Raw genomic sequence first — 14,247 nt, 5'->3', positions numbered from 1 at the left:
AACCGTTGCAGCAGCGCCGCCCACGCGGCCTTCTTCTCGGTGTCGCACCACTGCCAGCCAAGCACGTAATCACCGGCAACAGCGATCAGGCAGCACCACGTCCCGACAAAGATCCCATCGACCTGGACCTGGTCATGGACCTCCCCGGTCACGGGAATGCGCGGGGCGATGTTCCAGCACCAGGCCGTGCGCCGTCGGAAGGACCGGGCCGTGCCGAACATGGTGAACGAGGACTGGCCGGCACTGCCCAATAGCCAGCCAAGAAACGCCTCCAGCTCAGCGCGACGGCTGACATCCGGACGTTCACCGGAACGGCTCGCCCCACAGTTCAGGCACCGGTAGCGCTGTTTGCCCGCAGCCGTTTTCCCGTTTCGTACCAGCGTCTGGCCGCAGACCAAACATTCCCCAGATATGCAAGCACCCCAGCCACCCTAAGCTCCAAAAGCTTAGCTATCCCGGAATTCGCCCGCCAGCGCTGGGAAGCAAGCCCAACCCATACACACGTTTTGTCCTATAACCCCACGCTCCGGACTCCCCAGGCACAGCAGGGGCAGCCCCTGTGAGACTTGCCACGACGCGGCTGAAAGCGTCTTCCGGCGTTCGGTGGCTGTGGCGACGTCGAATAGAATTGCATAAGACATACGAGTCGGTGCTTCATAGCTGCCGGCGGCGTGACAACGAAATAAGGGTTATGAGCGACTACGCACGCGCCAGTGGTCGGCTCGCAACAGGAGGAATCCACCATGGCTGAGCACAACGGCGGCAATCGCGGCGGCAATCGCGGAAACTTCGGCGGAAACAGGGACGATCGCGGCTCTTACCGCCCCAACAACAATTCGGGTGGGGATCCTCGTGGATTCCGTTCCAGGGAAAACCGCGACGGAAATGATCGTCCGGCCCGCGATGGCGAACGCCGTTCGTTCGGTAGTGACCGCGGCGAGCGTAAGCCTTTCAACAACGATCGCGGCGAGCGTAGGCCTTTTGGTGATCGTAGCGATCGTCCGGCCCGCGATGGCGAACGCCGTTCGTTCGGTAGTGACCGCGGCGAGCGTAAGCCTTTCAACAACGACCGTGGCGAGCGTAGGCCTTTTGGTGATCGTAGCGATCGTCCGGCCCGCGATGGCGAACGCCGTTCGTTCGGTAGTGACCGCGGCGAGCGTAAGCCTTTCAACAACGACCGTGGCGACCGTAAGCCGTTTGGCGGTCGTAGCGATCGTCCGGCCCGCGATGGTGAGCGTCGTCCGTTCAACAGTGACCGCAAGCCTTTTGGTGACCGTCCGGATCGTGGTGACCGTTCCGAGCGCGGCCCCCGCAATTTCGATGGCCCCCGCCGCGAGGGCAGCGACCGTCGACCGTTCAACAACGACCGTGGTGACCGTAGGCCCTTTGGTGATCGTAGCGATCGTCCGGCCCGCGATGGTGAGCGTCGTCCGTTCAACAGTGACCGCAAGCCTTTTGGTGACCGTCCGGATCGTGGTGACCGTTCCGAGCGCGGCCCCCGCAATTTCGATGGCCCCCGCCGTGAGGGCAGCGACCGTCGACCGTTCAACAACGACCGTCCGGCCCGTGATGGCGACCGCCGCTCCTTCAGCAATGACCGTGGCAACTCCTGGGAAGAACGCCCTGCACGCGTGCCCAACGCCAAGGACATCCGAAGCTCGAACCGCCCGGACCGCGAACGTTCCCCCGAGATCGACGAGGATGTCACGGGTAAGGAGCTGGACCGCGCAACAGGCCACCAGATCAAGACGCTCGAAGAACAGAGCGCCGGCTGGGTTGCCAAGCACCTGGTCATGGCAGGCCGCTTGATCGACATTGAGCCGGAGCTGGCTTTCCAGCACGCCTTGGCTGCCAGTCGTCGTGGAGGCCGTCTCTCCGCTGTTCGTGAAGCTGTGGGCCTCACTGCCTACGCCGCTGGCCACTATGGTGAAGCGCTGCGCGAATTCCGGACCTACCGCCGCATCAGTGGATCGAACGTCCACTTGCCGGTGATGGCTGACTGCGAGCGTGGCCTTGGCCGCCCTGACCGTGCCTTGGATATGGTGCGTTCTCCCGAAGCCCAGGATCTTGATGCTCCGGGCAAGGTGGAGTTGGCGATCGTGGCTTCCGGCGCCCGTGCGGACCTTAACCAGCTCGATGCTGCTGTCAGTGAGCTCGAGATTCCGCAACTGGACATCAACCGCGCGTTCTCCTACAGCCCCCGCCTCTTCCGTGCCTACGCCGAAGCGTTGTCTGCGGTGGGCCGTACGGAAGAAGCCGACAAGTGGGCGCGCCAGGCCCTGGTTGCTGAGAACGCCTTGGGCGTCGGCGACTTTGCCGAGCCTGAAATCCTGGACCTCGGTTGGGACGAGCAGGAGGAAGAAGCCGCACGTAAGCCGCGTTTCCAGAAGCCGGCTGCGGAAGACGACGTCGTAAAGCCTGAAACGGAAACGGTCATCGCCGAAGCTGCCGCGGCTGACGTGGCACGCGACGACGTTGAACTCGACGACGCCGAGTCCGACTACTTCGAGTCTGATGATGCTGAATCTGATCAGGACTCAGCCGACGAAGAAGACGAGGCCCACGAGGCGGAAGAAGCCCACGAGGCTGAAGACAACAAAACTGAAGAAGACAACGAGGGCACCGACTCCCAGCATGGCTGATTCACTGATCTCATCATTTGATGCTGTCCTCTCCGATTTGGACGGCGTGGTTTACGCCGGGCCGCACGCCATCCCTGGTGCCGTCGACGCACTGCAGCGGTTGGAGTCCGTAGGCGTTGGTCTGGGTTACGTCACCAACAACGCTTCCAGGAGGCCAGCCCAGGTAGCGGCACACCTGCGTGAGCTTGGTGCGCCGGCTGAGGACCATCAAGTGGTGAGTTCTTCCCAGGCAGCGGGGGAGCTCCTGGCTTCCCTGCTTCCTGCGGGCGCGCATGTGCTCATTACCGGCAGCGCGGCGCTGGCCCACGAGATCGAACTGGTGGGACTGAAACCGGTCCACAGCGCAGCTGAGAAACCTGTCGCAGTGGTTCAGGGGTTCAATCCGGAGATCGGCTGGAAGGACCTGGCGGAGGCGTCTTATGTGGTGGCAGGCGGTGCACAATGGTTTGCCACCAACACGGACATGTCCATTCCGCAAGCGCGTGGAATGGCACCGGGCAATGGGACGCTCGTGGCTGCGGTGGCCGCTGCTACAGGCAAGACCCCTCTGGTGGCCGGCAAGCCGGAGGCGCCCTTGTTCCACTCGGCAGCCAAGCGGCTCAAGGCCGAACGGCCGCTGGTAGTGGGCGACCGCCTGGATACAGACATCCTGGGCGGTAACCGCGCGGGTTTTGCGACGGCGGCCGTACTCACGGGCGTGGATACCACTTTCACCATCCTGGCCGCGCGGACCGCCGAACGTCCCGATTACCTGCTGGCGGACCTCGAGGGACTTTACGCCCCTTACCCCGTCATCGCGGACGACGACGGCACGTTCCGTTGCGGTGCTGCTTCGGCTTCCGCTGAGGGCGGCACAGTGACGGTGACGGGCAGCCAGGACGATCTAGATTCCTGGCGTGCGGCGTGCGCTGCATGGTGGGCGGCTGTTCCTGACGCCGCGGAAGCGACTGCTCCGCAGCTGGAATGGCGTACTCACTAGACTGGTGCGATGACCGAGCCCAACGAACTTCCCATGCCGGAACCGGACGCCGGCGTGCAATGGCCTGATGCCGCTGTCCCCACAGCCGATGCCCTGGTGGACGGGGCCCTCGGCGTCCTGGACAGTGTTCCTGATGCTCCATTGGAGGAACACGGCGGCTTGTATACCCGCATCCATGATTCCTTGCTGGAGGCGCTTGATTCCGAACCAGGCCTGCCGACCATCCAACCCAGCACCCACCGTCCGGAAGGCAACAGCTGACGCATGGCACGACTCGATCAGGAACTGGTCTCCCGCGGGCTGGCCAGGTCCCGGACCCATGCCGCGAAGCTGATCAGCGACGGCAAGGTCACCTCCGGCGGTTCGGTGCTGGCGAAGCCCGCCCTCCAGGTGGACGCAGGCACGGAATTGACCGTCGAAGCCCATCTGGAGGACATTTACGTCAGCCGTGCCGGTCACAAGCTGGCCGGCGCGCTCGAGGCCTTTCCCGCCGTCGTGGTTTCCGGGAAGCGGTGCCTCGACGCCGGTGCCTCCACGGGCGGTTTCACTGACGTCCTGCTCCGGCACGGTGCGGCGACGGTGGTCGCCGTCGATGTTGGCCATGGCCAGCTGGTTCCGCAACTTCGGGAAGATTCCAAAGTTGAAGTCCATGAAGGGCTCAATGTCCGGTATATGACCCCGGACCAGATAGGTGGCCCTGCCCGGTTGACGGTAGCGGACCTGTCCTTTATTTCGCTGACCTTGGTTTTGTACCCATTGGCGCAATGTACTGAACCCGGCGGGGATTTGGTGCTCATGGTCAAACCCCAGTTCGAGGTTGGCAAAGAGCGGCTGAGCCGTTCCGGTGTGGTTTCCTCGGAGAATGAACGACGCCGGGCTGTTGCCCAGGTTGCCCGCGCTGCGGTTGATTCCGGGCTGGATCTCCGGGGCCTGGCGGCCAGCCCATTGCCGGGCCAGGACGGAAATGTTGAATACTTCCTGTGGATGACGCGCAGGATGTCCGCCGCGTTGCCTAAGATCGAAGAGCGGGACCAGCACGTAGCTGCCTTGTTGAAGAACCTCTGGCCAAACCACTAGAAAGCAGAACCCGATGAGCAGGCGTGTACTTGTCCTTGCCCACACTGGGCGGGAGGAATCGCTCCGCGCGGCGTGGGATGCCTGTACGCAATTGCACTCGTCAGGTTTGGTTCCTGTGCTGCAGAAGTCTGAACTTGCCGACATTGAGCGGTTCTTCGGTGCTTTGGACACCCCGATTGAGATTTTGAATGATCACGTCAGCTTGGAAGACGTGGAATTGGTCATGGTCCTGGGCGGAGACGGCACCATCCTGCGCGCCGCTGAGCTGGTCCGTGAGGTTGACGTCCCGCTGCTCGGAGTGAACCTGGGGCATGTGGGCTTCCTTGCCGAAAGCGAAAGGGCGGACCTGGCCCAGACGGTCGAATGGATCGCCAGCCGCCAGTACACGGTGGAAGAACGCATGACCATCGACGTCCAGGTGTGGATCAAGGGCCAGAAGATTTGGCACACCTGGGCATTGAATGAGGCCGCCATCGAGAAGGCCAACCGTGAACGGATGCTGGAAGTCGTTACCGAAGTGGACGAGCGCCCGTTGACGTCCTTCGGCTGCGATGGCGTGGTGATGGCTACACCTACCGGGTCCACCGCCTACGCTTTTTCTTCCGGCGGACCCGTGGTCTGGCCGGAGGTCGAAGCTTTGGTGATCGTGCCCATCAGCGCCCATGCACTCTTCGCCAAGCCCTTGGTTGTGTCCCCGCGGTCCAAACTGGCTGTTGAAATCATGAACCGCACCGATGCCCTGGGCGTCCTTTGGTGCGATGGCCGGCGCTCGGTGGACCTGCCCCCCGGCGCCCGTGTGGAGGTGACCCGCTCGGCAACTCCGGTGCGGCTCGCCCGGACCCACAAGACCCCATTTTCGGCCAGATTGGTCCGCAAGTTCGAGCTCCCCATCCACGGCTGGCGCGGACCTGCCCCGCGGCGCGGTGAAGTACACACGGGTCCCATCCCGGTCATCAGGACCCTGTCACCGGCACCCTTGCCCAGTCCGCGGGATGCAGACGGTCCGCTGGACGGTGACCCTTCCGACCCCACGAATGCGAAGTGAACCATGCTTGAAGAACTCCGAATCCGTGACCTCGGCGTCATTACCGATGCCGCGCTGCCCCTCGGCCCGGGGCTGAGCGTAGTCACCGGCGAAACCGGTGCGGGCAAGACCATGGTGGTGACCGCCGTCGGGCTTCTCCTGGGTGCCCGATCGGATGCCGGCGCCGTTCGGAGCGGTGCCAAGTCCGCCTCTGCTGAGGCAGTGTTGAAGCTTGATCCTGCGCACAGCGCCGTCGAACGTGCCAAGGAAGCCGGCGGAGAGGCTGAAGAGTTCGACGGCGTAGCTGAACTCCTGCTTGCCCGCACCGTGGGTGCGGATGGGCGAAGCCGCGCTTACGTTGGTGGCCGCGCCGCACCGGTAGGGGTGCTGGCCGAGCTCGGTGAAAGCCTGGTGGTTGTCCATGGCCAGTCGGACCAGATCCGCCTGAAGAGTGCCACCGCACAGCGTCATGCCTTGGACCGTTTCGCGGGGGCGCCCCTGGCGAAGGTCCTGGGGGAGTACCAGGACCTGTACAACCACTGGAAAGCGATCCAGGGGGAGCTTGAAACCCTGCGGAGCGAGGCCCGTGAACGTTTGCGCGAGGCCGAGTCCCTGGACGCCGCCCTCAAGGAAATCGACGAGGTCGATCCTCAACCCGGAGAGGACGAAACCCTGAAGGCCGAGGCCGTGAAGCTGGCCAATGTCGAAGAACTCAGGCTCGCGGCAGCAGCGGCCCACGAGTCACTCATTGCCGAGGAATTCGGGGACTCAGGGGACGCTACCACCATGGTGGATGCGGCGAAGCGGACGCTGGAGCACGTTGCCGATCACGACGAAGAGTTGCGTTCGGCAGCTGCCAGGCTGGCCGAAGTGGGCTTCCTCCTCAATGACATTGCAGCTGAGCTGTCCAGTTACCAAGCGGCCCTCGACACCGAAGGCCCGGAACGGCTCTCCGAAATCGAGGAACGCAGGGCCGCCCTTGCCAAGCTGATCCGCAAATACGCCCCAAGCATTGACGAAGTGCTCGAGTGGGCAGCCACCGCCAGGAAACGCCTGGACGAGCTGCAGGACGATTCCAGCCGGATCGAGTCTCTGGATGCCGAGGTGGCCTCAACCGAGGTGGCGCTCCGTAAGCTGGCGGCAGCTATCAGCAAAGCGCGTTCGAAGGCAGCAAAGGACCTGTCCGGGCGCGTCAGTGCCGAGCTGAAGGCCTTGGCCATGGCGGATGCAACCTTGGTGATCGAGGTGGCCGGCAGCGATGTTCTGGGTCCCTGGGGAACGGACGAGATCGCCTTCCTGCTCCAGCCGCACTCCGGCGCTCCTGCACGTCCATTGGGCAAGGGAGCCTCGGGAGGTGAACTGTCCAGGGTCATGCTGGCCATCGAAGTGGTCCTCGCCGCCGTGGATCCCGTTCCGACGTTTGTCTTCGATGAGGTGGATGCAGGCGTCGGCGGGCGGGCCGCCGTCGAAATCGGCCGCAGGCTGGCGATGCTGGCACGCCACGTCCAGGTGCTGGTGGTGACCCACCTGCCGCAGGTGGCGGCCTTTGCCGATCAACACATCCGGGTCACCAAGACCTCCGTGCGTGGTTCGGATGGGAAGACAGCCACCGGCTTTACCTCCAGTGATGTGCAGCTCCTCAGCGACGACGAGCGGGTCAAGGAGCTGGCACGCATGTTGGCCGGTCAAGAGGACTCGGAATCGGCGCAGGCACACGCGCAGGAATTGCTGGACGACGCCAAGCTCCTGCCGCAGCGCGCCTGATGCCACAGCGGTGCGGAGCAAATATTGAGTGCGAGCACCATCACATCACCATGCTTTTGGCCGCCCGGCTCTTGATTGGAACGCCGTCCTGGGCAACTATTGACCATTTGGGGAATCCGAACAGGACGCTTGGAAGGCGTAATTGATGATAAGCTCGAATTCCGTGGTGCAGCGATCAAATTCCCGTGTAAATTCCCGGTTCCCGGGCTCGTCCAAGACGACCAAACACATCTTCGTCACCGGTGGTGTGGCGTCCTCGCTCGGTAAGGGTCTGACGGCTTCCAGCCTCGGCCACCTGCTGCGGGCACGCGGTTTGTCTGTAACTATGCAGAAGCTCGATCCATATCTGAACGTGGATCCGGGCACGATGAACCCCTTCCAGCACGGTGAAGTATTCGTGACGGATGACGGCGCCGAAACCGACCTCGACATCGGACACTACGAGCGCTTCCTCGATGAGAACCTTGAAGGTTCGGCCAACGTGACCACAGGGCAGGTCTACTCGACCGTTATCGCCAAGGAGCGCCGCGGCGAATACCTCGGAGACACCGTCCAGGTCATTCCGCACATCACGGATGAAATCAAGCGCCGCATGCGCCTACCCGCCGAGGGCAAGAACGCCCCGGACGTCATCATCACCGAAATCGGCGGCACCGTAGGCGACATCGAATCCCAGCCCTTCCTTGAATCGGCCCGCCAGGTCCGCCAGGACGTCGGCCGCAACAACGTCTTCTTCCTGCATGTTTCCCTGGTTCCGTACATCGGTCCTTCGCAGGAACTGAAGACCAAGCCGACGCAGCACTCCGTTGCGGCCCTTCGTTCCATCGGTATCCAGCCGGAAGCCATCGTGATCCGTTCGGACCGCGAAGTTCCTGACGCCATGCGCGAAAAGATCGGCCGCATGTGCGACGTCGATATCGACGCCGTGGTCAACGCCGCCGATGCACCCAGCATCTACGACATCCCCAAGACCCTGCACTCCCAGGGCCTGGACTCCTACATCGTCCGCGCCCTGGATCTTCCGTTCAAGGATGTCGACTGGAGCAAGTGGGACAAGCTGCTTGAGGCTGTCCACAACCCCAAGCACGAGGTCGAGATCGCCCTGGTGGGCAAGTACATCGACCTTCCGGACGCCTACCTCTCAGTAACTGAAGCCCTCCGTGCGGGCGGCTTCGCCAACGAGGCCAAGGTCAAGATCCGTTGGGTTCCCTCGGATGAGTGCGAAACACTGGCCGGTGCCACCAAGTCCCTGGCCGGCGTCGACGCGATCTGCGTTCCCGGTGGCTTCGGTATCCGCGGCCTCGAAGGCAAGCTGGGCGCTTTGAAGTTTGCCCGTGAATCCCAGCTCCCGGTCCTGGGCTTGTGCCTTGGCCTGCAGTGCATGGTGATCGAGTACGCACGCAACGTCGTTGGCCTGGAAGGGGCTTCCTCCAGCGAATTCGAGCCCGACTCCAAGTACCCGGTTATCGCCACCATGGAAGAGCAGCTGGACATCGTTGAAGGCAAGGGAGACCTGGGCGGCACCATGCGCCTGGGCCTCTACGAAGCCAAGCTGGACGAAGGGTCCGTGGTCGCCGAGACCTACGGCACCACCACCGTCAGCGAACGCCACCGCCACCGCTACGAGGTCAACAACAAGTACCGCGACCAGATCGCAGCAGAGGGACTGGTGTTCTCCGGAACGTCTCCTGACGGCAAGTTGGTGGAGTACGTTGAGCTTCCCCGTGAAGTGCACCCGTACTACGTGGCAACGCAGGCGCACCCGGAGCTCAGCTCCCGCCCGACGCGCCCGCACCCGCTGTTCGCAGGTTTGGTCAAGGCTGCACTGGAGCGTCGTGAAGGCAGCCCTGTGGCTACTGAGACCGGCGCCCGCACGGTAGCAGCGAAGTAAAGACGCAAGTACTAACGAAGGACGGCGCGATGCCCGGTATTTCTGAAACCCCCCGCACATCAAGGCAGGTTTCGGACATGCCGAGCCCGCGCCGTCTTTTGTCTACCAACAAGGTCTATGAAGGCCGGATCTGGGACGTGGTCAGTGACTCGTTCCAGCTCAGCGAAGGCACGGACACGCTGGTGCGCGACTACATCGACCACCCGGGTGCGGTTGCCGTGCTTCCCATGAACGTCGACGGGGAAATCCTGCTGCTGAAGCAGTACCGCCACCCCGTCGGCATGGACCTTTGGGAGATTCCGGCGGGTTTGCTGGATGTTGAAGGCGAGGACTTCGTCGTCGGTGCGGCCCGGGAACTCGCTGAGGAAGCCGACCTGGTGGCGGCAACCTGGAATGTCCTGGTCGATTTCTTCAATTCGCCAGGCTCCTCCAGCGAGGCTGTTCGTATTTACCTCGCCCGCGGCCTGAGTGATGTTCCTGAAGCTGACCGGCATGTCCGCACGGACGAAGAAGCGGAGATCGAACTCCACTGGGTCCCGCTCGAGGAAGCGGTCAAAGCCGTCCTTGAAGGGCGCCTGCACAACCCTTCGGCAGTCCTTGGCATCCTGGCCGCAGCAGCAGCAAAGGCCGATGGATTCACCACCCTGCGTCCTGCCAACGCGCCGTGGCCGGCACACCCGAGCCAGCGCTGAGCATGGCTGAGGCCGCCACACGACCCCTCAACGGAATTGACCGCGCAGTCACGGACTACCTGCAGCATGTGGGCGTGGAACGCGGTCTCGCGGCCAACACCTTGGCCGCCTACCGCCGCGACCTGGCACGGTACGCCAACTTCCTGGCAGCACAAGGCGCAGAGCGGCCCGGGGACATCACACGCCACCACGTGACGGCCTTTGTCCAAGCGTTGTCCGATGGTTCGGACGGCGCTGCAGTACTCGGCGTCCGGTCAGCAGCGCGCACAGTGGTGGCCGTCCGCGGACTCCACAAGTTCTGGGCGTTGGAAGGAACGACGACGGCGGACCCGGCCAGCGACGTCCACCCGCCCATGCCGGGCAAGCGGCTTCCGAAGGCCATCAGCGTTGGCGAAGTGACGCGCATCCTGGAAGCTGCGGGCTCGGACACGGCCACAGGGCTGAGGGACCGGGCCCTTCTTGAGTTCCTGTACTCCACGGGGGCCCGTATCAGTGAGGCCGTGGGGCTGGACGTGGACGACGTCTCCTTGGAGGACCCCGGATCGGGGCCAGCCATCGTGAGGTTGTTCGGCAAAGGTTCCAAGGAACGATTGGTTCCGTTGGGCTCCTACGGTGCACGCGCCGTCGGGTCATATGTTGTCCGCGGACGTCCGCTGCTGGCCTCCAAAGGCAAAGGAACGCCGGCGCTGTTCCTGAACGCCCGGGGAGGCCGGATCAGCAGGCAGAGCGCCTGGACCATCCTGAAGACGGCTGCGGAGCGCGCCAACATCACCAAGGATGTCTCGCCGCACACCTTGAGGCATTCCTTCGCCACGCACCTGCTGGAGGGTGGCGCCGACGTCAGGGTGGTGCAGGAACTGCTGGGTCATGCTTCGGTGACAACTACTCAGGTGTACACGCTGGTTACCGCGGACACCCTGCGTGAGGTCTACGCGGCGGCACACCCCAGGGCGCTCGGCTAGGCGCAGGGCCCGGCAGGCTACTCCAGAACGTGCAGCGTCAATTCAACCGCGTCCACGGAAACGGCCAGCAGGGAGGTTCCCAACCCTGCCACCAGGAGCAGCCCCGGATGGGCGAGACCCACCACCACGCGCTTGAGCTGTGGCCGTCCACGCAGGAACTTCTTGGGAACGCGCGTCTTGACCGGCACCTGACGCCAACCGCGCAGCCGCCGAAGGAACCACGCACACCGCACGATGAATGCCATCCACAGGATGGACAGCACCAGGGGAACGGCCGCCACCATGAGGTTGAAGCCCAGGGCAGTGACTTCCTTTTCCGAGTCGCCAACCACCGATTGGACGGTAGTGGAGATGGACGCGCTCATCACCACCGAAGCCGCCCACACCATGAATGCCGCTACCAATGCCACGAACCTGACAAAGAAGTGGCCCAGTACCGTCGCGTCCACCGCCCGGAGATGGCTTCGTGGGGTTGCGTGCAACACCACGAGGGTAGAGACCAGGGTTGGCAAGGCCGCCATCAGGACCAACAGGTACCAGGTCCAACCGGCCAGGTCCACTACTTCGTCCAGGACGATAAGCCCAGCCCACAGCAGGGTCCACGCCCATCCGACGTAGAGGGGATGCGCCACCAGCCAACGCGGCAGCCAGGTGTCCCGTTCGGCTTTGGCTTTCGGGGCTGGGGCCCTGGCGGCTTCCTCCGCGCGGCTCACTGTCTCCGACGGCACCTCGGCAACCTTTTCGACGGCGGCCGCTTCGGCGCCCACGTCACCCCCACCTTCGCTCATGGGCTCACTGTAGCAATGGCCGCAGCGGCAGGGGAGATCAGGTTAAGGTAGGCAGCATGACAGCTGCCCATGTGACCTTGTGCTTCCTCCTTCGCCACGGATCCGATGGCGAACACGTGCTTCTCGGAACCAAGAAGACGGGATTCGGACGCGGCAAAGTCGTGGGCGTCGGTGGGCACGTGGAGCCGGGGGAGACCGCCGTCGAAGCGGCCTGCCGTGAAGTAATGGAGGAAATCAACGTCGTGGTTGAGGCGGCTGACCTTGTTCCCGCCGGGACGGTTGACTTCGTGTTCCCCGCCAGGCCCGACTGGAACATGGCCACCACTGTCTTCCTCACGCGGACGTGGGCAGGCGAGCCGTCCGAAAGCGACGAGATCGCGCCAGCTTGGTTCCCTGTGGGGCAGCTACCGGTGGAGCGGATGTGGGCAGACGCTGAGCACTGGCTGCCGGCGATGATCGCAGGCAGGCGCATTGCTGTGCGGGTGGACCTGGCGCCGGATAACGAGAATGTGGCGGACGTCCATACCGTGGAATGGGTGGAACCTGGCAGGTGAAGCAAACGACGACGGTCCCGTCGCCTTTCGGTGACCGGACCGTCGTCGTTTGTTGTTCGGTGTTGCGTGACCCTACGGCACGTGCCGCTCTTCCGGGCCGTTGTATTCGCTCAGCGGGCGGATCAGGGAGTTCGAGGCCACCTGTTCCATGATGTGTGCGGTCCAGCCAGTGATGCGGCTGGCGACGAACAACGGGGTGAACGTCTGGGTGTCGAAGCCCATGAGGTGGTATGTGGGGCCGGCGGGGTAGTCGAGGTTGGGCTTGATGGCCTTGGCCTCGTCCATGGCCTGCTCCAGGCCGTTGTAGAGGCCCAGGAGTTCGGGTCGTCCGTAGTGGGCGATCATCTTGTCCAGTGCGGCTTTCATGGTGGGGACGCGGGAGTCGCCGTGCTTGTAGACGCGGTGTCCGAAGCCCATGACCTTTTTCTTTTGTGACAGGGCACCTTCCATCCACGTTTTCGCGCGGGAGGCTGCCTCTTCGAGGGACTCTTCACTCCGGATGCCGATTTCGTCGAAGGTGTGCATCACGGCCTCGTTGGCGCCCCCGTGCAACGGACCCTTGAGCGCACCGATGGCTGCAGTCACGGCTGAGTGCAGGTCCGAGAGGGTGGAGGTGACAACCCTGGCAGTGAACGTGGAGGCGTTGAAGGAGTGCTCGGCGTAGAGGATCATCGAGACGTTGAACGCCTCCACGACCTCGGGGACCTGTTCTTCACCGAATGTCATCCACAGGAAGTTCGCGGAGTAGTCCAGGTCTTCTCGCGGCTCCACAACATCCTGGCCCCGGCGGCGACGCTGATCGTAGGCCACCACCGCAGGCATGGCCGCCCACAAGTCGATGGCCTTCTTCATGTTGGCCTCGGGCGAAGAGTCCTCGGCAAGCTCGTGCCGTGCTCCCAGCACGGACGTAGCCGTGCGGCACACATCCATGGGGTGCGCTGAAGTGGGCAAGGCATCTATTACTTGCTTGACCACCGGGTCCAGCGGACGGCCTGCCCGCTCCCGGGCGGTGAATTCGGCCAGCTGCGATTCGTTGGGCAGCTCGCCGTTCCACAAAAGGTAGGCAACCTCTTCGAAGCTGCATTTGGCGGCCAGTTCCTGGACCGGGTACCCGCGGTACAGCAGGGAGTTGGTGTCCGGGTTTACCTTCGAGACGGCGGTGTAGTCCACCACGACGCCGGCAAGGCCTTTTTTGATGTCAACAGCTACCACGCTGAACTCCTTCGTTCCTGGTGCAGGCGCGCCGGGGGTTTCCGGCCGGCCTGCGTTCCCCTTGATGATTTCCGGAACCTAGCGGACGCCAGGAACCTGGAAGTTGAATACGCCGGTATCGAATTGGTTGTATGCCTCGTAGTCGACGAGTTCGTAGAGGCGCGCACGCGTGAGCATGTTTTCCACTTGCGCTTCCTGGGTCCCCTCAGCCTTGATCGATTCCAGAGTACGCTCTGCAGCGCCCATGGCAATGCGGAGGAGGGTGACGGGGTAGATGACCATGTTCACTCCGACTGCTTGGAGTTGGTCGACGGTGAAGAGGTCGCTTTTGCCGAATTCGGTCATGTTGGCCAGGATGGGCACGTCCACGGCGTCGCGGATGGCTTGGAACTCGTCCAGGGTGGCCATTGCTTCGGGGAAGATCGCGTCGGCTCCGGCGTCCACGAGTGCTTTGGCGCGGTTTTGGGCGGCGTGGATTCCGTCGGTGGCGCGGATGTCGGTGCGGGCCATGATGAGGAAGTTCGGGTCGCGGCGTGCGTCGGCTGCGGCGCGGATGCGTTTGGTGGCGGTGTCGAGGTCGACGACGTTTTTGCCGTCGAGGTGTCCGCAGCGTTTGGGGTTGAATTGGTCCTCGATGTGGCAGCCGGCGAGGCCGGCGTTTT

Annotated in this window: 14 protein-coding genes and 2 pseudogenes; 10 read left to right on the top strand and 6 right to left on the bottom strand. The window is 63.5% G+C overall.

Annotated elements, in window-relative coordinates; all coding sequences use genetic code 11:
• The 3 genes and pseudogenes from PJL15_RS22140 to PJL15_RS22135 form a co-directional block, all read right to left on the bottom strand.
• Positions 1-251, bottom strand: a pseudogene (locus tag PJL15_RS22140) (IS256-like element ISBibr1 family transposase); the annotation flags it as partial.
• A gap of 75 nt (positions 252-326) precedes the next feature.
• Positions 327-398 (bottom strand): annotated as a pseudogene (locus tag PJL15_RS22770) (IS1/IS1595 family N-terminal zinc-binding domain-containing protein); the annotation flags it as partial.
• A 291-nt stretch (positions 399-689) separates the two neighbouring features.
• Positions 690-1,787 carry a hypothetical protein gene (locus tag PJL15_RS22135; protein ID WP_281453286.1) on the bottom strand — a complete coding sequence of 366 codons (1,098 nt, stop codon included), beginning with the start codon at positions 1,785-1,787 and terminating at the stop codon, positions 690-692.
• Between the two features lie 6 nt (positions 1,788-1,793).
• Here PJL15_RS22135 and PJL15_RS22130 point away from each other — a divergent pair, with 6 nt between their 5' ends.
• From PJL15_RS22130 to xerD, 9 genes are all read left to right on the top strand, one after another.
• On the top strand, positions 1,794-2,642 hold the full coding sequence (locus PJL15_RS22130) for a hypothetical protein (RefSeq protein WP_281453285.1): 849 nt from the start codon (positions 1,794-1,796) through the stop codon (positions 2,640-2,642).
• Complete coding sequence (locus PJL15_RS22125; RefSeq protein ID WP_281453284.1) at positions 2,635-3,621, top strand: HAD-IIA family hydrolase; 987 nt, start codon at positions 2,635-2,637, stop codon at positions 3,619-3,621. Before PJL15_RS22130 ends, PJL15_RS22125 begins: the two co-directional genes overlap by 8 nt.
• 9 nt (positions 3,622-3,630) lie before the next feature.
• Complete coding sequence (locus PJL15_RS22120; RefSeq protein WP_281453283.1) at positions 3,631-3,882, top strand: hypothetical protein; 252 nt, start codon at positions 3,631-3,633, stop codon at positions 3,880-3,882.
• Positions 3,883-3,885: 3 nt separating this feature from the next.
• Positions 3,886-4,698 carry a TlyA family RNA methyltransferase gene (locus tag PJL15_RS22115; protein ID WP_281453282.1) on the top strand — a complete coding sequence of 271 codons (813 nt, stop codon included), beginning with the start codon at positions 3,886-3,888 and terminating at the stop codon, positions 4,696-4,698.
• Between the two features lie 13 nt (positions 4,699-4,711).
• Positions 4,712-5,743 carry an NAD kinase gene (locus tag PJL15_RS22110; protein WP_281453281.1) on the top strand — a complete coding sequence of 344 codons (1,032 nt, stop codon included), beginning with the start codon at positions 4,712-4,714 and terminating at the stop codon, positions 5,741-5,743.
• Positions 5,744-5,746: 3 nt separating this feature from the next.
• The gene (gene recN, locus PJL15_RS22105) at positions 5,747-7,486 is read left to right on the top strand and encodes a DNA repair protein RecN (protein WP_281453280.1); all 1,740 of its coding nucleotides are present in this window, start codon (positions 5,747-5,749) and stop codon (positions 7,484-7,486) included.
• Between the two features lie 145 nt (positions 7,487-7,631).
• Entirely contained in the window at positions 7,632-9,377 is a 1,746-nt protein-coding gene (locus PJL15_RS22100; protein ID WP_281453279.1) for a CTP synthase, read from the top strand.
• Positions 9,378-9,406: 29 nt separating this feature from the next.
• Positions 9,407-10,069, top strand: a complete 663-nt coding sequence (locus PJL15_RS22095; RefSeq protein ID WP_281453278.1) for an NUDIX domain-containing protein — start codon at positions 9,407-9,409, stop codon at positions 10,067-10,069.
• A gap of 2 nt (positions 10,070-10,071) precedes the next feature.
• Positions 10,072-11,031: a site-specific tyrosine recombinase XerD gene (xerD, locus tag PJL15_RS22090; protein WP_281453287.1), complete on the top strand. Its 960-nt coding sequence runs from the start codon at positions 10,072-10,074 to the stop codon at positions 11,029-11,031.
• 17 nt (positions 11,032-11,048) lie between these two features.
• Here the strand turns inward: xerD and PJL15_RS22085 are convergent, their stop codons facing one another.
• Complete coding sequence (locus PJL15_RS22085) at positions 11,049-11,819, bottom strand: hypothetical protein (protein WP_281453277.1); 771 nt, start codon at positions 11,817-11,819, stop codon at positions 11,049-11,051.
• 56 nt (positions 11,820-11,875) lie between these two features.
• On the opposite strand from PJL15_RS22085, the gene PJL15_RS22080 reads away from it, so the two are divergent.
• Positions 11,876-12,373: an 8-oxo-dGTP diphosphatase gene (locus PJL15_RS22080; RefSeq protein ID WP_281453276.1), complete on the top strand. Its 498-nt coding sequence runs from the start codon at positions 11,876-11,878 to the stop codon at positions 12,371-12,373.
• A gap of 72 nt (positions 12,374-12,445) precedes the next feature.
• Here the strand turns inward: PJL15_RS22080 and PJL15_RS22075 are convergent, their stop codons facing one another.
• Entirely contained in the window at positions 12,446-13,585 is a 1,140-nt protein-coding gene (locus PJL15_RS22075; protein ID WP_281453275.1) for a bifunctional 2-methylcitrate synthase/citrate synthase, read from the bottom strand.
• 78 nt (positions 13,586-13,663) lie between these two features.
• On the bottom strand, positions 13,664-14,247 hold a 584-nt coding region (locus PJL15_RS22070), incomplete at its 5' end, for an isocitrate lyase/phosphoenolpyruvate mutase family protein (RefSeq protein WP_281453274.1).

Source organism: Paenarthrobacter nitroguajacolicus, from assembly GCF_029952445.1.
Classification (GTDB): Bacteria; Actinomycetota; Actinomycetes; order Actinomycetales; family Micrococcaceae; genus Arthrobacter; species Arthrobacter nitroguajacolicus_B.
Note: the sequence above shows the minus strand (reverse complement) of the source record. Positions and strands in the feature narration are given on the sequence as shown.